16 protein-coding genes are annotated in these 20,855 nt (G+C 39.3%); 2 read left to right on the forward strand and 14 right to left on the reverse strand.

Annotation, left to right across the window (positions count from 1 at the left end; translation table 11 throughout):
• Nucleotides 1–78 precede the first annotated feature (78 nt).
• Both V7K38_RS06170 and V7K38_RS06175 read left to right on the forward strand, forming a co-directional pair.
• Nucleotides 79–2,745: a peroxidase family protein gene (locus V7K38_RS06170; protein ID WP_334856270.1), complete on the forward strand. Its 2,667-nt coding sequence runs from the start codon at nucleotides 79–81 to the stop codon at nucleotides 2,743–2,745.
• Nucleotides 2,746–2,848: 103 nt separating this feature from the next.
• Nucleotides 2,849–3,880, forward strand: a complete 1,032-nt coding sequence (locus tag V7K38_RS06175) for a 2-dehydropantoate 2-reductase (RefSeq protein WP_334856271.1) — start codon at nucleotides 2,849–2,851, stop codon at nucleotides 3,878–3,880.
• A 68-nt stretch (nucleotides 3,881–3,948) separates the two neighbouring features.
• Here V7K38_RS06175 and V7K38_RS06180 read toward each other — a convergent pair whose 3' ends face one another.
• From V7K38_RS06180 to hpsJ-A, 14 genes are all read right to left on the reverse strand, one after another.
• On the reverse strand, nucleotides 3,949–5,499 hold the full coding sequence (locus V7K38_RS06180) for a lipopolysaccharide biosynthesis protein (RefSeq protein ID WP_334856272.1): 1,551 nt from the start codon (nucleotides 5,497–5,499) through the stop codon (nucleotides 3,949–3,951).
• 72 nt (nucleotides 5,500–5,571) lie between these two features.
• A complete protein-coding gene (locus tag V7K38_RS06185) occupies nucleotides 5,572–6,384 on the reverse strand; it encodes an FkbM family methyltransferase (protein ID WP_334856274.1) in 813 nt (270 codons plus the stop codon).
• Complete coding sequence (locus tag V7K38_RS06190) at nucleotides 6,381–7,619, reverse strand: glycosyltransferase family 4 protein (protein ID WP_334856276.1); 1,239 nt, start codon at nucleotides 7,617–7,619, stop codon at nucleotides 6,381–6,383. Before V7K38_RS06190 ends, V7K38_RS06185 begins: the two co-directional genes overlap by 4 nt.
• Nucleotides 7,620–7,653: 34 nt before the next feature.
• Nucleotides 7,654–8,613 carry a hypothetical protein gene (locus tag V7K38_RS06195; protein ID WP_334856278.1) on the reverse strand — a complete coding sequence of 320 codons (960 nt, stop codon included), beginning with the start codon at nucleotides 8,611–8,613 and terminating at the stop codon, nucleotides 7,654–7,656.
• Between the two features lie 201 nt (nucleotides 8,614–8,814).
• Nucleotides 8,815–9,987, reverse strand: a complete 1,173-nt coding sequence (locus tag V7K38_RS06200; protein ID WP_334856279.1) for a glycosyltransferase family 4 protein — start codon at nucleotides 9,985–9,987, stop codon at nucleotides 8,815–8,817.
• 10 nt (nucleotides 9,988–9,997) lie between these two features.
• Entirely contained in the window at nucleotides 9,998–11,131 is a 1,134-nt protein-coding gene (locus tag V7K38_RS06205) for a glycosyltransferase family 4 protein (protein ID WP_334856280.1), read from the reverse strand.
• On the reverse strand, nucleotides 11,128–12,498 hold the full coding sequence (locus tag V7K38_RS06210; protein ID WP_334856281.1) for a hypothetical protein: 1,371 nt from the start codon (nucleotides 12,496–12,498) through the stop codon (nucleotides 11,128–11,130). The genes V7K38_RS06205 and V7K38_RS06210 overlap by 4 nt, the downstream gene beginning before the upstream one ends.
• 53 nt (nucleotides 12,499–12,551) lie before the next feature.
• The gene (locus tag V7K38_RS06215; protein WP_334856283.1) at nucleotides 12,552–13,034 is read right to left on the reverse strand and encodes a serine O-acetyltransferase; all 483 of its coding nucleotides are present in this window, start codon (nucleotides 13,032–13,034) and stop codon (nucleotides 12,552–12,554) included.
• Between the two features lie 30 nt (nucleotides 13,035–13,064).
• Entirely contained in the window at nucleotides 13,065–13,979 is a 915-nt protein-coding gene (locus tag V7K38_RS06220; protein ID WP_334856285.1) for an FkbM family methyltransferase, read from the reverse strand.
• Between the two features lie 15 nt (nucleotides 13,980–13,994).
• Nucleotides 13,995–14,708, reverse strand: coding sequence for a class I SAM-dependent methyltransferase (locus tag V7K38_RS06225; RefSeq protein WP_334856287.1), 714 nt, complete (start codon nucleotides 14,706–14,708; stop codon nucleotides 13,995–13,997).
• Nucleotides 14,705–15,832, reverse strand: a complete 1,128-nt coding sequence (locus V7K38_RS06230; protein WP_334856288.1) for a glycosyltransferase family 4 protein — start codon at nucleotides 15,830–15,832, stop codon at nucleotides 14,705–14,707. The genes V7K38_RS06225 and V7K38_RS06230 overlap by 4 nt, the downstream gene beginning before the upstream one ends.
• On the reverse strand, nucleotides 15,829–17,040 hold the full coding sequence (locus V7K38_RS06235) for a glycosyltransferase (protein ID WP_334856290.1): 1,212 nt from the start codon (nucleotides 17,038–17,040) through the stop codon (nucleotides 15,829–15,831). The genes V7K38_RS06230 and V7K38_RS06235 overlap by 4 nt, the downstream gene beginning before the upstream one ends.
• A gap of 459 nt (nucleotides 17,041–17,499) precedes the next feature.
• The gene (locus V7K38_RS06240) at nucleotides 17,500–19,083 is read right to left on the reverse strand and encodes a cyanoexosortase A system-associated protein (protein ID WP_334856292.1); all 1,584 of its coding nucleotides are present in this window, start codon (nucleotides 19,081–19,083) and stop codon (nucleotides 17,500–17,502) included.
• A gap of 19 nt (nucleotides 19,084–19,102) precedes the next feature.
• Nucleotides 19,103–19,843, reverse strand: coding sequence for an HpsJ-like protein, cyanoexosortase A-associated (gene hpsJ-A, locus V7K38_RS06245; RefSeq protein WP_334856294.1), 741 nt, complete (start codon nucleotides 19,841–19,843; stop codon nucleotides 19,103–19,105).
• Nucleotides 19,844–20,855: the final 1,012 nt, after the last annotated feature.

Consider the following 20,855-nt stretch of genomic DNA (forward strand, 5'->3'; position numbering starts at 1 on the left):
CAACCCAAACCGAAGTCAGTCTTTCAATTTTTGCTCGTTGCTGTATTAGGGTTGGTTTTGTTGGCAGTCACCTATATCGTGGCTCCTGGTGTCGCCCAACAACAACCGACGATCGCTCGCCTGCTCTCGAATGTCACTTACGAGCGTACCTTTCTGGCTGCCGCAGTCTCTATTTTTTTGCTGATTCCCGCTTACTGGCTGTTTCTCCTACAACATCGAGAGGGGCCGACTTCACAGTGGCGAGCTTTTTGGACGATGAGCTACGTAGCCTACGCTACCCATTTGTACTGGTCTATACAGCTTCTCTTGCAACAGCAAGGATTTACGACCAATGTTTGGACTTGGGAGACTCTAGAGCGGGCAATCTTCCATTCCCCGGATCTCCTCAGTAGTCCGCGCTTCGATCTCTTAGTGACTTTATGGTGGACGTTGGATATTGTTATCGCTTGGTTCCCAGGTAGAATCAACGGATTAGGAACCCCACAGCCCGTTTCCCTAAGAGATCAAACGCCTCATGTCGAGCCATTCTCAGATTCTTTTTCTTTTGTACGCTGGGAACGAGGCTTATTGCATCTGATTATGTATGTAGCCTGGATAGTTGCCTCAATCCCCCAGGGACATGGACTTGTCCGCGTTTTAGGTTATATCTTTGCGATATCTACCTTCTTGGCTTTAGTAGCCCGAATTTTGTTGCGCCAGTTTTACGCCGAATCCCTCTCCGGCAAGCTCTATATGGGCGCGTTCTCGCTACTGAACCGATTTTTCAAGTGGTATGAGTTGCCGACCTGGTTCGGCGTGATCAACTTGGGTGCCGTTCGAGAAGTTCTACGGGCTAAGAACTTACATGGAACTGACCAAATCCCAGTTACCAATCCCAGTGGTTTGATCGACAACGGACAAGATCCACTCCCACGTCCCCGTGACCTGATAGAACGGCGTGACGACGGCTGTTACAACGAACTCGAAAAACCCAGTATGGGACGCGGTAGCGAAACCACTGACCCATCGGGAGACGCGATGTTGCATAACCGTTCTCATCCCTGTGCGCGGTTCGGCAGAAATGTGTCCTTAAAGGACGCTTTTCCCGATGAGAAAAACTTACTTACTCCCAACCCGCGAAGGATCAGCCGAGAATTGTTGTCCCGTGAAAAGTTTATTCCGGCAACAACCTTAAACCTGATCGCGGCGGCGTGGATTCAATTCCAAACCCACGACTGGTTTAATCATGGTGAACCGGATCGCGCCAATAACATCAATATTCCCTTACCGGAAGGCGACAGTTGGAATCAGGAGAAAATGGTTGTGGGACGGACTCGTCCCGATCCCACCCGCGATTACGAGCGAGAGCGACAGCAGTCAGCCGACGGTCAGCTGCAATATCCCCAGACCTATGTCAATTCTGAATCGCATTGGTGGGATGCTTCCCAGATATATGGAAACAATTCCCAAGCCTGCCAGATTTTGCGAACCGACCCCACCACGAAGCAACTTGTTGCTGGAGGCAAACTATACATTGATGCCCAAGGAAATATTCCCTACGATCCAGGCGACCCGGAAGGGCTAGCCGTTTCTGGCTTTGTCGGCAACTGGTGGCTGGGTTTGAGCTTATTGCACGCGCTTTTTGTCAAAGAACACAACACAATTTGCGATCGCTTGGCTCAGTCGTATCCGTCTTTCTCTGACGAGGAACTGTTTGCCAAAGCTCGCATGATCAACAGTGCCTTGATCGCAAAAATCCATACAGTCGAGTGGACACCAGCGATTTTGCAAAATCCCGCCTTGCAGATCGGTATGAAAGCCAACTGGTGGGGATTGTTAACCGAGAATTTTACTAAGACGTTTGGACGCATCAGCCCCACGGAAGCCTTTAGCGGAATTCCCAACTCCGGCGTTGATCATCACAAGGTAGATTTCACGCTGACCGAGGAATTCGTTTCGGTGTACCGCTTACATCCTTTGATGCCCGACAACTTAGAGATCCTGAATATTCAAGATGGAAATCTCTTACAAAACTTCGACTTGACACAGAAGAACGGGATTGAGGGAATCATCGGCGCACAAGCAGACCTGATTCACCTGGGTCATCCAAAGGTGCAAATGCCAGATCGGATGACCGAGCGACAATGGCAAAACAATCTCTGGTACTCCTTCGGCAGAGCGAACCCTGGGGCAATCACCCTACACAATTACCCGAACTATATGCGCGATCTGACGCGCGAGACTCCGGGGCTAACCAAACCTGATGGGAAGCGGGAAATTAACACCGAAACTATCGATCTAGCCACTATCGATATCCTCCGCGATCGCGAACGTGGTGTGCCTCGATACAATCGGTTCCGTGAGTTGTTCCATCTCAAACCGATCGAGAGTTTTGACGAATTCCACAATTCTCCCCATCAGGGGCTTCCCGAACAACTCCGCGCTATTTACGGTCAAACCAACGGCAAAGACAATGTAGACGCACTCGATCTCATGGTCGGTATGTTCGCTGAAGTGCCACCCGAAGGCTTTGGCTTTAGCGACACGGCGTTTCGAGTGTTTATTCTGATGGCATCACGCCGGATTAAAAGCGATCGCTTCATGGCTGCGGGTTTTAACGCCAATATTTTCACGCCCGAAGGGATCGAGTGGGTCAATAATAACAGTTTGCTCTCGATCCTGCGTCGCCACCATCCAGAACTCGCCCCAGCATTGTACGGTCTAGATAATGCCTTCGTGCCTTGGCACGATGTGTTAAAACGCTAGTGGGTTTTTGATCCGGCTGGAATAGACGATCAATTAAGGTGTTCAACCCTAAATCCAAAATCTCAAATCCAATATTGGTATCACTTGAACCACTAGAACATCCATGACGGCAAACAAACTCAAGTTCGGTATTCTGGGTGCTGGGAACATTGGTTGCTATATCGGCGCACATCTTATTCGTGCGGGAATCGATACTATATTGGTAGGACGCGAAACCCTGGCGCAAGAGATTCGAGAAAACGGTATACGGATTACAGATTTCACAGGAACAGACTTTCATCTGCAACCAGATCAAATCCGCTATACAACAGAAACAGAGTCTCTGGCTGACCGGGATATTGTATTGGTAACTCTCAAAAGTCTGGCAACGGAAGCCGCAGCACATCGTTTGAATACAGTCTTGCCAATTGGCAAAATCCTCGTTAGTTTCCAGAACGGAGTACATAATGCAGATAAGCTGAGGTCTATCTTGCCGGAAAAGGATGTTCTAGCTGGAATGGTTCCCTATAATGTGGTACGAAATCCCAAAGCGCATTTTCATTGTGGAACCAGTGGTACTTTGCTTGTAGAGGAGCAGAATACTATTTCCCAGGCTGTGCTTTCAGGATTACAATTGGCTGGGCTAGCCGCTAAAACTCATTCAAATCTTCCCGGTATTCTCTGGGGGAAGCTGATCTTTAATCTGAATAACTCCATCAATGCTTTATCTGGCATTCCCTTACGTGAGGAGCTTTCACAACCTCTTTACCGTAAAATCCTCGCTGCCACAATGTCTGAAGCGCTATCGGTGTTGAAGCAGAGTGGCATTCGCCCTCTAAGGTCTGGCAGCATGATTCCAAGTATTGTTCCTATTGTTTTGCACTTCCCCAACTTTTTGTTTTTTCGAGTGGCTTCCAGCATGATTAAAATCGATCCGCAGGCCCGTTCCTCTATGTGGGAAGATGTGCAACGAGGTCGAGAAACAGAAATTGATTATCTTAACGGGGAGATAGTGACGTTAGCGAAAAAAAACGGATTGTCTGCACCCATAAACGATACGATCGCAGTTCTCATCAAGGAGCAAGAAAATCATGGCAGAACTTTCTCTGGAATATCGGCATTAGATTTGGCAAAACGATTAAATATTTCCGTTTGAGCGCGGATCTCGGCTCAACCTCTTAAGGGCAAGGGTTTTCGAGAGGAATGTAAGTCTGACTTTCCTCGTTATAATTTGGAATAATGAGCGTACCGTCCCAGGATTGAATACAGCATTTTCAAGCGATCGCTCCATTGTTTACGCTCAAACTCATTCAATACCAACAACCAGGCGATCGCAAAGTAAATAAGTGCAGTCAAAACCATTTCTGCGGCTAATCCCAACCATCCCCAAGGAGTATGGCTTTTGGCGATCCACCAAACGATTAAACCGTAAGGAAGCCCAACTGCTAGAGGTTGAGCAACGGCGAAAAAAAGTTGTCTTAAAGATGTGCCAAAAACTTCCTGCATTAGTAATGGTAATTGCCATAAACTAACGGTTGTAAATGCAATAAAAGTACCCAACAACGGTCCGATAATACCAAAAAAGTGAGTGCTGATAATGCTGACTAGAAAATTAATTACAGCAGCCAATGTAGCAGGTCGCACTAATTTAGGTTGGTTGCCAGTGCCAGAAAAACACCATCCCCAAAGCGATAACAGCCCAAGAAAAAGTCCATTACAAGCGGCTAGGATGGTAACCCCATCACCACCGAAGCGGTCTTCTCCTACCCATAGTTTAATGAAATAATGGTTATATCCTGCGATCGTCACCATTAAGCCTAATCCCATCACTGCTACTAATCTTGTCAGTTCAATTAGACGAGCATTGAACTTTTCTCTTTCTCCTTTAGCATAGAGATCGGCAAGAGCTGCCCAGGTAGCATTACCAATACCTTGAATTTGTGATTGTGCCAGTGCTGTTAAACGTTGAGTGACAAAAAATGGTACAACTGTTGCAGGGCTTAGGCTGTAGGAAATAATAATATTATCAGTAAACAAGCTCATCTGACCTGAAAAATTTAGAGCTAATGTAGGCCAGTTTAGTTGCCAGAGTTGCTTCTCTATCGGAAGTTGGGATTTGCGATCGCCTAAATATGTAAACACATCTGGATAACGACGCAGCCCATCGCAACACATGACTAATTGAAAGAAAATATTCCCTAACAACACAGCTATGTATTGTCCAGTAATGCCAAATCTAGCCCGTGCGAGTAGTAGTGACACACTAGTTATGATTAAGCTTTGAAAAATGACAAATACGTTATCAGTATAACTGCGCTGACTAGCAGCTGCTAAGAGGCGGAAGGAGTTTAAAGGGAGTAACAATATCCCTAGTAATCCCAACCAGTAGCCCTTTTGGAGTTCACCTACCAATAATCCTTTAACAGGTACTAGATAAGTAATGAAACAGCCTAATCCAACTCCTACCAGGATCATGCCTGCCATAATGTTGAGATAGGTTCTGATTGCAGTTGCCAATGTGAGACGGATTAGTTGGCGATCGCCAATTCCAACAGCTTTTGCTAACAACGCCAATAATGAACCGCCGATTCCCAGTTCTAAGAGATTGAGATAATTTCCCCAATCAGTTGCAGCGCGAAAAGCCCCATAGCGATCGTCACCCAGCCAACTCAATAGCATGGGAGTGCTTACTAAACCTATGCCCAGTGTCATTATCTGTAACACAAGTCCAGTGGCAAAGTTAACTACTGAGCGTCCAGTTCGATAGCTTCTCACTTTTATTTAGGCTTTGGTAAAACTTGAAACATCAAACAGCAAAGTATAAATTCATTGATTGACACCTCTACTTCAGCAGAATTTACTGTCTGATGAAAGATAGATTGCATCAAACCATAAACTTCTTCCTGATATCGATCTAAATGGGTCTGAAATGTTGTAAAGCTTAAATCCATAAGTGTCTTCTAGTAGTTTATGCAATTCCCAAAACAACAAGTCTTCCTTATAATGTCGGATCAAATTTTGCTCAATCATTAATGCCTGAACTTTTTTTAATGTCTGTTTTGCACCAGATAAAACGCTTTTTTCATAGCCTTGAACGTCTATTTTAATTAAATCAATAGTTTCAAAATTGTGTAATTCTTCATCTAAAGTTGATATTTTAACTTCTACAGTATCTACTATGCTCCACCCATAGCCATAATGATTATTCATTTGAGAATCTGGACAAAGAATCGAGCAAGCACTTTTATGTTCGGTGACGTTAATAGTGATGCTACTAATTTCTTCTCCAATTGCTTTAGGGCGTAAATCAATCCTTGCTTCAGAAGCAAACCGAGATTGAAGCTCAACAAACAATTCTGGTAAAGGTTCAAACGCAACTATTTGTTTTGGGTTTGCATACTTCAGCATTGCCGCACTCCAGTTTCCTCGGTGTGCGCCGACATCCACAATGGTATGAATATGAGATAGCATTTCGGCAGGTAGTAAATACCAACCAGTCTCTTCTAGCTCACAGCGAGAAGGACTAAGGCGAGCTAGTTCACTGCTTTGAGCAAAAGATAGTCCCCAACCCATATAACGACGACGATCTTCACGATATTTGATCAAGCGATATGGAAGCCATTCTCTTAACAAACTACGTACATCAGTCAATAATTTCATAATTCGTTTCCTGGCAAAAGGTTGCATTTGTAGGCGGACCAACGCATTACTTTTCGTATTGGTGTGGATAACCATAGCCGACTATTTGGTAAGTGTAAAGATAAATCTTGCAAAGCTGAATTGAGTTGGCGTTTAGATGGTTCTGCGAGAACTTGACGAAAGTAGCGATCGAGGTCAAAACCCATGCGTTCTATAGTAAATATTGGCTCAACGCTAGAACGGCATTGCTCACTCATTAATTGTAGTTTCAAGCGATCGCTTGAAAGTTCTGCAATATGGTCAATAAAAGCTGTTATATCTCCAACAGGAACGCGAAAACCGTTTTCTCCTTGCCGTACCAATTCTCGACAATATCCATCAATGTCTGTAACTACTGGGACAACGTGACAACTCATTGCTTCAATAAGTGTACGTGGCCCTCCCTCAAACTCACTTGTACTTAAGAAAATATCATGGCAAGCCAGATGGGCAAAGACTTTTTCAGCAGTCACAGCACCTTTCAAAGATACGATCTCCTGTGCTATTTCTCCTGACAACTCTGTTTGCAGTTTCAATATTTCTGTACCTTCACCCAGCACAGTTAGCCTAAAGTCAATTCCCCGTGTTTTCAAACCCCGGCAAATTCCAATCAAATCTAGGACACGCTTAATAGTCTGAGTAATTCGTCCAAACCAAATCAACCGAAGTGGTTGGGAAGTATCTAAACATGAGGGAATTGGTGAAATAGGTGGGAGACGAAGACCATAACGAACTAGTTGAAATGGCGGTTGCTGACTAGGATGAACATATTTTAGCCCTTGTTCAACAGCTATTTGAGTAACTTCACTTATAGCAAGCAAGGCATCAAAGTAATAATGCCAGTGAGCGATTCTATCAATTTCTGGTTTCATACCTGTATGTACTCCCTCAATAACTTTTGGACCTGGTGGTATATTAGGGCCGCTAATTAAAGGAGCATCGTAAGCATATGTTAAGACTATATCCGGTTTGCGATTGATAATTTCAAATTGTACATGAGCTGCAAAATCTCGCACGGCCCACCAAGGTTTGCCAATTACTGTCACTGCTGACCAGTAGCTTGGAGGCTTCCAATTATTCCGTTTGTGACTAACAGGTATTGCTAATGCTTCTATTTCCCAACCATATTTAGGTAAAATTGAATATAAATCTGCAAACCAACTTTCGACTCCTCCAATCCCAGCAGCATAAGGTAAAGTTACTAATAGTTTAGGCATTAAATATTCTCAAGTTTTAATGATTTTTTAATAGCTAATTCACAAGTAGTTGAAAATTTTTAATTTTACTTTCATTAAGAGATTCAATAAAATTGTGCTGCTTTAAATATGTCATACCTTCTCGATAAAGCAAAGTTTTGAAAAATCCTGGATAATGTTTGCAAACAAAATCACTCTTGATCCCAGGGTTTGTACTCACACAATAAGTATCAGGTAAAAGTTCAACACCATAAATAGTTGAACATAGAGCATGAAGAGTCTGCTCTGTGACCCATTTATTACTAAATAATTTAGGATTTTCTAACCACTCTTCCATTTTACAAAAATTTATTGACTCTCTTTTTACTAAAGATAAACCACTATTAACTAGAGGTAGAGGACGGATTTTACAAGCCAATTCAAGCTCATCTAGCTCCATACTGTAAAAATATTGCATATCTTTGTTATATTTATTTTTAGTAAAGTTATCCTTTCCCTCTATCAAGTCATATGGTTTTTTGAAGAAAACAATATCAGAGTCAATTGATATTAACAAATCAGCTTTAGACATTAAGTAAAAATCAAATATTTTTCGCGTGGCTATATTTTCTGCACGGTAAGCTAAACAGCGATTGAGATCATGTTGTTGAAGCTCTGCCATAACATAATTATCTGCATCGCTCGCCTGAATTAATGTTGCATCTGGAAAATGATATTTTAGCTTTTGAACTTGAGTAGGTTTGAGACCACCATCATGAATAAACAAAGGGTAATCAACTTCTGAGAAATAGTAAAAGCTCTTTAAAGCCCAGATAACATTAAGCCAGTCTCGCCGCCACGTTAAAACACGTACCTCAACAGAACCCGATTTTACTGTACGAATAGGGTTAGTTTTCAAAATTAAGTTCTGAAGTTTTGTACGCTGCCAGGCTTGTAACCAACCCTCCCGGTTGAGTTCTTGAAACTCAATCCAAGTTTGATTTCTTCGTAACAATTCTTGTAAATAATTAAACATAATTTATCTCTATTATTTTTAGACTGTTTTTAAAATTCAAACCTATTTAACCTAAGCTTAACTTGAACTATATTTTAAACTTATTGTTATTACTTTATTAATTGGCTTGTAATATCATAAGTAACTTAGCGTTTTCTATCTATTATAAAAATTAGTTAAAAGCCACAAATCACGAGAAAGGTTTTTAATATTTATAACCAATCACTTGGCTATAGATTGATATACTTGTTCAATTTGTGAAACCGTCACCTGTGGATTACAATAGCTTTCTAATAATTGTCTAGCTTTGACTGTCCTTTCCTGTTGTAAAAATCGATTATTTAATAATTCGAGAGTCCGTTCAATTAAACCTTCATCATCTTCACAAATCCCAGCATGAACCCCATCATAAGCTGGAATACCTTCAACACCATCCGAGTTAGTGACAACTGGTGTACCTAAAGCAAAAGCTTCCATCAGTTTAACTTTTATTCCGCTACCTGCAATAGGCGCATACAACATTACATCTGTATTAGTGAAATAGGGTAAAGTATCTGGTACATCTTGATGAATTTCTAGGTCTTTTATATCCCTAAATGCTGCAAGGGCATCTTTAGCAGACCGTCCAACAATTTGCAGTTTAGCGTTAGGAACACGGCGTTTAATTTCTGGCCATAGCTTAGTTAAAAGTCTCTCAGCTGCGGAATAGGATGGTGTCCAATTAAATCCACCAATTAATCCGACTGTGGGGTACTGGTTTATATACTTTTGTTGAACAAATGGATAGAGAGAAAGGTCAATTCCTAATGGAACTGTATAAATCTGAGCTTGAGAATTAATTTGTTGAATATGTTTTGCTAGACGTTCTGATAATGTAACTATTTTGGGAAAAGCTTTAAGCAATTTCTGTTCAGCCTGGTAGGTAAAAAATCGTCTAAAGCGAGTTTCTAGAGAGTTGTTAGACTCAAAAGTGCCGTCTAATGAAAACAAATAATGAACATTAACTACCACTTTTTTCCGATGTTCAAGTCCTAGCCAACCACTCCAAAGCTGTTCTAGATGAAGAATGTCGTAAGGTTTGGCAAGTTCTCTTGCTAAATCTTGGCGCAACTCTTGACTAAAAATGTAGGAATAAGGTTGCTGTATAGTTTTTATCTTTGCCATTATTCCAGTATTTTGTTTGGGAATGAGATAACAGCGCAGGTCATAATCTGGTGATGGAAAAAGAGCCTGAGCTTTGGCGATATCTTCTAATTTGCCAACAGTCGCAAATACAGTAACATTATGACCTTTTTCAACTAATCCTTTAAGTAAAACGTAGTACCACCTAGCATCAGCATTGCCAAATGGTATTGGTAGTGAATTTATTACCAGCAAAATCCGTAGAGATTTCATCTATTTAAAGTTATTGGTTTATCTGATTTAAAATGTTTTTTGCCATATCGTCCCAAGTGTAAGCTCGTAATGCTTGTGAAAGAGAAGATACTAATTTGTTGTAATGGTTTTTATTGCATCGCCACTTTTGCAGTCGCGCCGCTAAATCAACAGCATCATCAGGATTAGGAATCAACAAGTCTTGTAACTGAGGCGGATAGCGTTCTGCAACTCCAGCTTTAGCACTAACTATACTTGGTAAACCACAACAAAGGGCTTCATGTACTCCCAAACCATAAGCTTCGTAACGAGTGGGAGCAACCAAGCAATCGGCTGCTTGCAATATCTGTGGAACATCAGTACGAAAGCCTAAAAAATGAATGCGGGAACTGATGTTTGCAATAATAGTACGATGTTGCCACTGTTTAAGTTCTGCACCAACCCCAATTACTACCAAATCAGCGTCCCAATCTGGGGATGTACACAACTGTTGCCAAGCTGCAAAAAGTGTGTCAAATCCTTTGCGGCGATCGCCTAAAGCACCAATAAACACTACAATCGTCTTGTTGATAGGCCATCCAAGCTGTTGACGAAGTACTACGCGTTTTTCTTGTGTGGCTGGAAAAAAGACTTGTGGATCGATGCCATAATAAACTTTGTGGAGGCGCTGTTCTGCAATCCCCAATCTTTCGACCAAATCTTTTTTTGTCCGATCTGAATTAACGATTATTACCCGCGCCGATTGCAAAGCTTGTCGTTCTGTTTGCAAAAACAGTCGATGAGATACTGAATTTTTCAACCGACGCAATAATCCTGTTGGATTGTTGGGTTGATAAGCTGCATGAACGTAATGCACCCAGTTGATATCTTGCCATTGGCAGTTACCACCATTTACCAGTACTCGTCCTCCTGCATTTGCTAAACGTTGTGCTAAAGTGCGCCCCATCTTGCTTAGTAAGGGACTACTGAATAAATAAGACTTAGCTATTTTGGGCACTTGATGAAATTTAACATTAGGATAAGCTAATAACTCATTTGCCACCTGATGAGCTACTAAATATACTTGTTGTCCTTGCCTTGCTAAATAGTCAGCCAAAGCAAAATTAGCTCTGTCCATCCCACCCGTTCTCACAAAATCACCTGTTACCAGTAGATAAGATTTCATATCTGAACAGTTTTTAAGAGTTTGTTATCCAACTTGCTATTGCGAGTAGCTACAAACAATACGGCATTCAGTAACCAAAACTCCATTCCACCCTGACTCATAAACAAAGGATAGTTAAAAGTAATTGCCACAGCCCCAATGTTATAGGCAAAAACCAAGCCACCCCAGAACGCAAAGTCACCTAGTTGGCGATTGGTAGCAATCTTCCAAGCAGTCTGACAAGTTAGGTAAAGTGCAACAATATAAGCAAGTATCAGTGGGACTCCCCCATCTAGTAGCCATCCTGTCCACTGGATTTCTACCCAAATTGGTTGAGATATCAAATCGGTGTTATCACCAAAATAATTATTTATCATTCCCCAGCGTCCCAGACCTGCTCCTAATGGATACTGAGGTAGCAGGGTTTCAATAGTAGTCTGCAAAAAACCACCCCGGTTTTGTTGATAAAATTCTTGAGGGGAACTAACAAATAAGCTAGATAATCTTTGCAGTGTTGACTTTCCACCAATTGCGATCGCCCAAGAAAATGTAGCTGCAAACAAAGCTGTCACACCTGATACCATCATCGTTAGACGCGCAATTTGACCCGTCCTCATCAACACCACTGCTAAAAAGACCATAGAAATAGCAGCGAATACCAAAATAGAGCGAACTTGAGTGAGGTAAATGCAAAACAGACCAAGGGCAGCACTACCTATGCCGACAATCCGTAAAATTGGGTTTTTGTATTTCAGTGCAATCACTACACCAAACAAAAGAGCATAAAGGCCAGCAGTTGCTGCTCCTCCAGGCGTGTCAGTTAAACCCATTGGTCTATAGACCTGTTCGCCATTAGCTAAAGTAATTAAAAAGTTGTCTCCTTTATAAGTACTGTTCTGAATAAACGTAGAAAGAGAAGGTTGAAATTTGCCAGGGTAGTATACCTGTAACACTCCAAAGCTTGCACTCAGTGTGTGAATGCCCCACATGAGAAATATTAAGCTTTGAAAACCAATCTGTGTAATTTTTAAACTTCTTGCCCAAAACAGAGGGCTAAAAATAGCAAGATACATAGCACATTGAGCTATCCCTGCCGTCATTGAATTAATGTATGGATGTAGGCATAGCTCTAACAGCATAATTGCCAGTACTACAATTACTGAGTTATTAGCAGGATGCTGAGAAATTTTTGGGCGCAACCATATTAATAAAAATAGACAGAAGGCAAAAGAAGCAATCCTTATTGGCACTCGGATAATGCCAAGTTGAGGAAACAGCAGCAATATTTGAAGAGTAAATTGTAGCAGGATAAAGGTATGCGCCCATGTCCAGTTGAGCTTTGTCCATATAGAATAATCTTGTAAATTCTGACTTATCTTTGTATTCATTAATTTATGTAATAAACATTTTACAATGTACCTAAAATTCGTTTTAAATATTGCTATAAATTACTAACAAATTTATCACTAGAACTAATTGTATTTACTACTTTGTTTATTGGTCGTGCTGGAACACCAACTACTATTTGACCTGCTGCTACATCCCTAGTAACTACGGCATTAGCACCAACTATTGCTCCATTACCAATAGTTAAACTCTGGTTGCCTCGTCCAACTATTATTGCACCAGCACATATAATTACATCATCACCAATAAAAATTTTATGTGCAGAACCAACCTGAGTTTCTGCTGCTAAGGTCACATGGTGAAATATTCTGACGCGATTTCCAATTTTGACATTACAGTGAACGACAGTTCCTAATCCATAATGTTCAAGTGAAATATCTTTTTCTATTTCTGCTTCTGGAGGCAGAATAGCATGAAAAGCTAAAAAGTTAAATATTTTTAATATATAAGCTATAAAATAAAGTTTTTTTCTATAAGCTTGTGAACTTAACCACCAGATGAATGAGCTTTTTAACATAATTATATCTATTTAAAAAAATGTTATTTTTTACTTTAAAACTTGCCATCCAGGTTCTCTAAATTTACTAATTACACCTTCAGGATTACCGGTAGCGATAAAACTTGTTGGTTGCCAGTGAGTACGTGCAATATTAGAATTAGGGTCTAATAGTACAGGGCTTGTAAAATTTCTCTGAATTCTAAAAACTTTGTAGCCCATTGTTTCAAAGAATGTAGTTACAGGAGTAGGATAATCAAGATGTTCCTCAAAAACAAAATCACGAATTCTACCTTGTTTGATTAAGTTTATTGCTCCTTTAATTACTTTCATCTCATGACCTTCTACATCTATTTTCATAACTCCTATTACTTGTGTAGGAAATATGTTATCTAGAGTGCATGATTTTACAAATATACTTTCTGAATTGACTAGATTGTTGGATTTTAAATCCTCATCATTAGTAATAATGCTAGCAAGTCCCCTATTGCTACTAAATGATTTGGGAATGAGAAGTTTTACAGTACCACTTTGATCTGAAATAGCAATATTTTGAATGATAAACTGTGTATTTATTAATTGGTCTTGCCATTGCTCAACGTTATATTCTAACTCTGTAAATATTTCTGGATGAGCTTCAAAAGCCCAAACACTACCACCCGAAATAGAACCAACACGAACTGCTAAAACTGCGGTCATATAACCAATATTAGCGCCAACATCTACTACTAACTCTCCCGGCTCACTTAACCGCCAAAGAGTTTCTGTGACTGCTAGATCAATGACTCCAAGTGTAGAAAGAATTCGTCCATGTTCTTCCTGTGGACGAACTCTAATATGCATACCCCAAGAGAGTTTCTGATCAACGAATTCAGCAGTTGATACTGCTCGAAATGGTAACAGTCGTTGCCAAGCAACTTTTGGTTGATAAAAATATTCCGGCTTCAATATTCCAGAAAGTCTCATAATCTCAACCTTCAGTTAAATAGTATATGTTTGCACCTTCAGTTTTTGCCCTACACAAATAATATTGTCACTAAATGCCCCTCCGTGAATACTTAGACTTTTGGGCCAGTGCCACGGTGTAAATGGCATACGACCACAACGACTGTATTCTATTTGAACTTTAGTTAAATTGCACTCCGTAAATATTCGGTTTAAATCGATTTCCAGCAATGCAGTGATGTGCGTTGGATAAAGACCGGGTGCTTCTTGAAAGGCGTTGAACTGATTTTTCAGTATTAAAGTCAATTTACTGAGCAAGCTTAATTGATTGGGAGTAGTGACAATCACTAATCCTCCCGGCTTGGCTAACCTGACTAGTTCCCGTATAAAAGCCCGTGGATTTTCTAGATGTTCAATAATTTCAACCGCACAAACTACATCAGCACACTCATCTGGCAAAGGTGCTTTACCGATATCCAAATTAGAAGGAATAAATTCTGTATGTGTTGGTAAATCAGGATAACGTACAGCATCCACACCAATATAACGATCAAAGCGATCGCCTACAAATGACCACAGCTTACCGCTACCACAACCAACATCTACCAGTACACCACCACCAGGATGTTGTTGTGCTAATGTTCGAGATACCATTTGGTAAATAGGCTCACTACTAGCACCGAGGCTTTGTTGCGCTCGGTTTTCAACATCAGCTTGTGCTATTTGTTTTCTGTCATCAGATAAAATCATGCCACAACCTTGTGTTCAACAACTTCACAAAGGAGATTGTAAAGCTGAGTTAGCTGCCTTAGAGGATTGCAGAGATACTCAGCTCGTAATTTTCCCCCAGCCGCCAGATTAGCTCTTTCCTTAGGATTGCTAATTAGCAATCCTAGAACTTTACTCAAAGCATTGATATCATTTGGTGCAACCACTCGCCCACAGGAATGATCCACAATTTCTACCGCTCCTCCTATGGCTGTTGTCACTATTGGTAAGCCTGCATAAAGTGCTTCTATAAAAGCAATACCAAATGGTTCTGCGCCAGTATTAGGTTGACAGTGAATGTCAGCAGCAGCCAACAAGCGGGGTACATCATTCCGTTGTCCTAAAAATAGCACGCGATCGCCAATACCAAGTTGTTGTACTTGTACTTTAAGTTCTTGCAAATATTCAGCTTCATGAGGACGTTGTACTCCTCCAGTTAACCAACATACCCAACCTGGTGTGTAGCGTAGTTGCGCCAAAGCTGAAAGTAACACTTTTTGCCCCTTCCACCGCTCTAAACGAGATGCCTGAATAATTACTATTGCATCATCAGAAGTATTAAGTTCCGCTCTTACAGCGTGGCGAATCGTAGGAGCATTACCAATATCAGCACAGGCTACTGGCAGATAAAGAGTATCGCTATTAACTTTAGGATAAAGTTTTGGCACACTAGCTTGAGTATAACGACTATTAGCAATTACCAAGTCTGGTAAAACCCTTTTAGCCCACTGCTCTAAAGGATGTTTACCATTTGGCACATCATGACACCAAAAAATAAGTGGTAAATGGTTAGATTTGATAACTGGCCCAAAAATTACTTGCGACCAGCAAGAATGACAAATCACAACATCAAACTGCTCTCGCCTTAATAATTGCTGAAGTTGTAATCTAGCTTTCAATATCGTCCAAAAACGGCTAATTCGCACATTACCCAACTGATGAACATTTGCGTTTAAGGTTTGTAATTCATTTGTTAATCTACCTTCAAAACAAAGAGCAAAATGAGGCTGCATCTGCATACATAAACTTTGCTCTTTTGCCAGTGTTATCAATAGTGTTTCGACACCACCAAATAGATTTCCTGCATAAATATGCAAAATTTTCATAGTAAATTAACTGGTTTTCCGATACCAATATAATTCCTCTCTTGACTCAAAACTTCTTCATATAATTCAAAACTTCGTTGAGCCATAGTTACATGGTTAAAATCCTCAGATCGTTTGCGGCTTGCTGTTACTAGTTTAGTACGTAAACCAGGTTCGTAGAGTAAACGTTTTGCTGCCCTAGCTAAAGCCATTGGGTCGTTAATGGGTACAGTTAAGCCTTCTTGTTCATGGCGACTTACCCAAGGGACACCACTACAAGGAATATCGGCATTAATTACAGGACAACCACTCGCCATAGCTTCGACTTGAACTAGACCAAATCCCTCACTACGTAGATTAGAAGGAAACCAAAGAGCTGTTGCAGCCTGATAAGCACCTACAAGCTCATCTTCACTTACATGACCTAACCAGACAATGCGGTCATCTACTCCCAGCTTTTTTGCTAATGTTTTTAGTTGTTGTTCTAAAGGCCCAATGCCAATTATAATCAGTGTTCCCGGCACTACAGTTAAAGCTTCAATTGCTATATGCAGTGCTTTGTAATAGACGAGCCTGCCAACTACTAACCAGATTGTTTCTCCATATTGTTCTTTTAAATAGTGGCTGAAATTAATTGCTATTTGATTTGGTTTAATGTAATTTAAAAAGTCTATTCCCAGGGGAATAATACTTAATTTATCACGATAAAAATGTAAGAATTTTGAACCTTTAATATACTGAGAGCTAGTAGTAATAACTCGTGATGTTTGACGATATATTAGATATTCAAAAGGACGCAATGCATACTTCAATATTCTTTGCTTAATAACATCGCTATGGTGCGTGATTACTAAAGGTAAACGCTTGGGTAGCAAAGTTAAAGCTATGAGCATTGTTGGATTAGGAGTATGAATATGAAGTAAGGTATTTGGTTCCTTAAGCAATTGGTAGATATTGCTTAAAATTTGCGGGCAAAAATCAAAGCGTGCAAATGACAAAAAACGACCAAGTCGTATGACGTGTACATCACAATCTATCTCATTAACAGTCTCAGTTCTAGTAGATAAAGAGCCGTGCTTATCAAAAGTATTTACACAAACTACGTGGACATCTGCACCCAAAGCAGCTTGAGTTCGAGCCAGGGTCTGAACATGTGTTTCAATGCCCCCTCTATCTGGCGGATAATATTTAGATAAATGAATGATGCGATAATTTAGTTGTTTGAGCATCTACATCAAATATATTTCAGCTAGATTTAATGAAAGCAAAAAAGTAATCAAAGACTTTAAAAGTATTTTTAAAGTTTTAGAATTAATTACTTTGCCATTTAAAAATATCCAAAATCAAAAGAGAAGTATAAGTGGCGAATTCAACTTTAGTAGTTAAAATACTCGTCCGTTTTTTGACTATCAACTCTAAAATTCCATAGAGTTATTAGTTGGTATTTGTACTATTTGCAATTCATGATGAATTATTTTCTATAAGACCATGCCGATTTATGCAGTGCGATAATTAGTAAATAAATGAGTACACTTCATTTATATTTTTAAATACATAATTCAACAACAGAGAATACACGTAAATTACAAAACTAAGTCTTTATTTGTCAAGCTCACCCTATACTAAATTAGATGCGCTTATCCTGCATGAAAGAGCCTGAAGTTGCGATAAAAGCCTTATATTTCTTTTTAGCTTATCTTCTTTAAAATAGATTGCCAACTAAGGTAATTATCAGCCCAAAGTGACTCTAAAATTGAATAAACTTTAGAATCTGCTACTTGATTCAATGGAACAGACAACTGTGTCCATATACAACGATTATCTCTTAAGACTTCCTTACCAAAAATCCAAGGTACTATACGACTCCAAGTCAAGTCATAAGTATATCGATTTTGCATAAATTGAGCTGAGGTAACAGTACTACCTCCACGAGGATTTATACAGGCTGTCAAGTAAGCTTGTTTACTATCGCTGTACAGCAGATAGTAGCCAATTCCTTTTACGTATTTAATATTGTTCTTGCTATCTTTAGCTAGATTGGCATTTATCTGATCTAAAAAAGGATTTGATTCGCCTCTAGTATTCATGGAATAGCGCATTTGTAAATCCAGACGCTGGTCATTTCTGACATAGCTATAATCTTTTTGCGATCGCACTATTGCAACCTGAGTATTTATTGGAATATCAGAATTTTGATTACTCCAAGATTTAGCTTTGACTTGCTGCCAACTTTTCAAAGCAAGTGAATCTGGTAAAATAGAGGTATTTAGCAACCGATTACTAGTAATTAAATAAATAGTAGTCAATACAATCCCTATCCAAGTAACGCTCAGAAATAAAATTCTTTTTGGATTTACTATAACTGTGGTATCTGAGTCATATTTTTCTGTAGAATATAACAGTTCTACTGGGAGTATCCAATTACATAAGGCTGCATAAGTAATAGTTGCCAATCCCATAAATAAAGCTCCTCCTGTATAGCTGTGCCAATATTCAAACAGATTATGGTTATTAACTACGACAGCTAACAATGCTACACGAATACAGCCAACTAAAAATCCTGTACACACAGCGCATAAAATTAGTCCTAATCTCTGCTGCCAAGTCAAAGGAATAATGACTACCATGATTAACAGAGTCAGCTTTAGTAGCCATACAATCAACAATCCACCTGTGCAGTAATAGAGGACTTCAACTTGACCTGTAGGCAGTCTTACCAAAGCATCTTGTGCAGTAGCTTTCAACCCTAAATAGTGAAGTGAGAAAGCAGATATAGTTGCAGTTAACTCACTGAAGTGGAGTCGAAAAGCAAAAATTTCATTGATGAAGCCATAGGGAAAAAGCATTAAGCATAACAATAAAAACAAGCGCCAATTATGCCTTATTCCTGAGAAACCAAAAGATAATAATCCTAACCCAAAAGTAGCAAGAATTGGGCCGAACCTAAACAACAACAAGTCTAAATTCCACAAATATAGTGGTCTAATGATGACTAAAAATAGGAATCCTAAACCTAGTAGGTTTGAAAACCAATTTGTTGTATGATCTTGCTGTCTTTTTTGCCACAATAAAAATAAAATACCTATCCAGTAGAGTATATAGAAGGAAATATCTCGACCTTCAATTGGATGATTGATAACTATGTGTAGATGCAAAGCAGCAAATGTGCTAAAAATAACAAATAAATAAAACCATTGGCGTTTAATTAGGGATTTGAAGTGAATAATAAACGCTTGTTTAGCTTGACTAATTATCTGTGTACTGATGAACATTCTTTATTAATAACTAATTTCAAATATCTAGATTAGTAATACGTGTCCAACGGGTCAGATTCCAAAGAGTAATAAAGCAAACACCTGATATTATGACTCCTAAGTTGATTCTTACAGCATCTTTAACTAGGTTTTTAATCTGTTGTCTATTGGCTGCTTTAACTGTAGATAAGGTATTTTGAGCAACCGTTTGAATTTGCTGAGATATTTTATTCTTAAAGTCTTGAGGAGATTGACTAGAACCTGCTTCATTTTGAAGATTTAAACTATTAGCTAGATTATTTAATTCTTGAGGAGATTTGACTCCATTCAAATTTTCAGTTATTTTTTGCAGTTGCTCTTGTTGTTGTGCCTGCTGATTTGTAAATTGAGCATTAATATTTTTATAAAGTGTAAGGCTATTATTAATCCCTAAAGGTAGTAATAGCAGATAGAATATGCCGATCGCTAGGGAAAACCAAGATAAAAATTTGAGAATTGAAACCTGTCTCGCTTTAACAATACTGGTTTGATTATATAAAAATATGAATGTTAACCCTAGTAAAGGAGACCAAACATGATCTACCATTTGTCCAATGGCTTGAAATTCCCAGACGGGATCTGTTAGACGGGGAGGAATAAAAATACCAAGGTAATCAATTAAAGAAAATATGAGTAGTACACAGCCAAGAAAACGTAATAAAGCAAATGACCGTTTTTCAACAGCTTCTGTTATTTCTATTGGCTTTTTAAAAAGTTTCTCTGGTTTTTGTATTTTCATAGAATTTAAGTTATAAAAGTCTCGCTCTTAATCAAATCGTCATTAATTTGTATATTGTTCTTTATCAATAATCAAAAAACCCCAGTAGTAATACATAAACTTGAATTTACAAGCTAGTATTGACCAATATGCAAGTTCAGCACTCAGCAGCATTCTCAATGTCTCTCAGGTTCTATCAGTTATTTTCACTTTTAAGTATTGATCGGCGTTATCATAATTTAAAAAAATAGTTCTAGTCTAGCTAAAACCATTAAATTAAATAGTCGTATTTTGTAACATAAAGTAAAAATTAATCTACATTTCCATCTCTAGGTTCCTATGTCCATGTATTAGGCAGAGGGGGTTAGCAAGAGTCTCAATCTAGAAATTGTTAGCTAACTGCCTCGCTGATTTTGATAAGGTTAGTAGATGCTACTTTCTTTTTTAAACTTTGCAATCCAAAGAGCAAGGGTACACCGATAGCTGTTAACATACCTGATGATAACTCCCAAGGTACAGAGTTAAAACAAAATTCCAATTTACGATATTGCTGCCAGTGAGAGCGGTATTAGGTGTGCTGGTATTTTTCACTACATAACCTGTAGCTGAATAACCATTATTTAACAAGTTAACATCCTACCTGTAGTTTAGTGCCAAACTAGGGGAGGCAGAAACTAGTGTTGAGCCTACGGCTAGTGCGCTAGGTAAAATAGCTAAACCAAGCTGTTTGGGATTCCATTTTTTGATCATGAACCTACTGCCTTAATATATTATAAGTATATTGTTCTCCAGTAAGTAATTAAAATCATCAGTAATAATACTTAAAATAGGCTTTTAAGCACAAAGTCGCCGCCATAAGGTTATAGAAAATGATATTAATGCCAACCGCGTAGGCGTTTTGCCTGCACAAAAATTAAGGGATGGGCAACAAATACCCATCCCAAAAAATCAATTAAATTATTTAGCAAATGTGCAATGACAAAGCTAATCTATTCTATTCTTATGGCTTTATTCTCTATTTTAATTGCAATGA

It is taken from the genome of Nostoc sp. (genome assembly GCF_036917465.1).
Taxonomy (GTDB): Bacteria; Cyanobacteriota; Cyanobacteriia; order Cyanobacteriales; family Nostocaceae; genus Nostoc.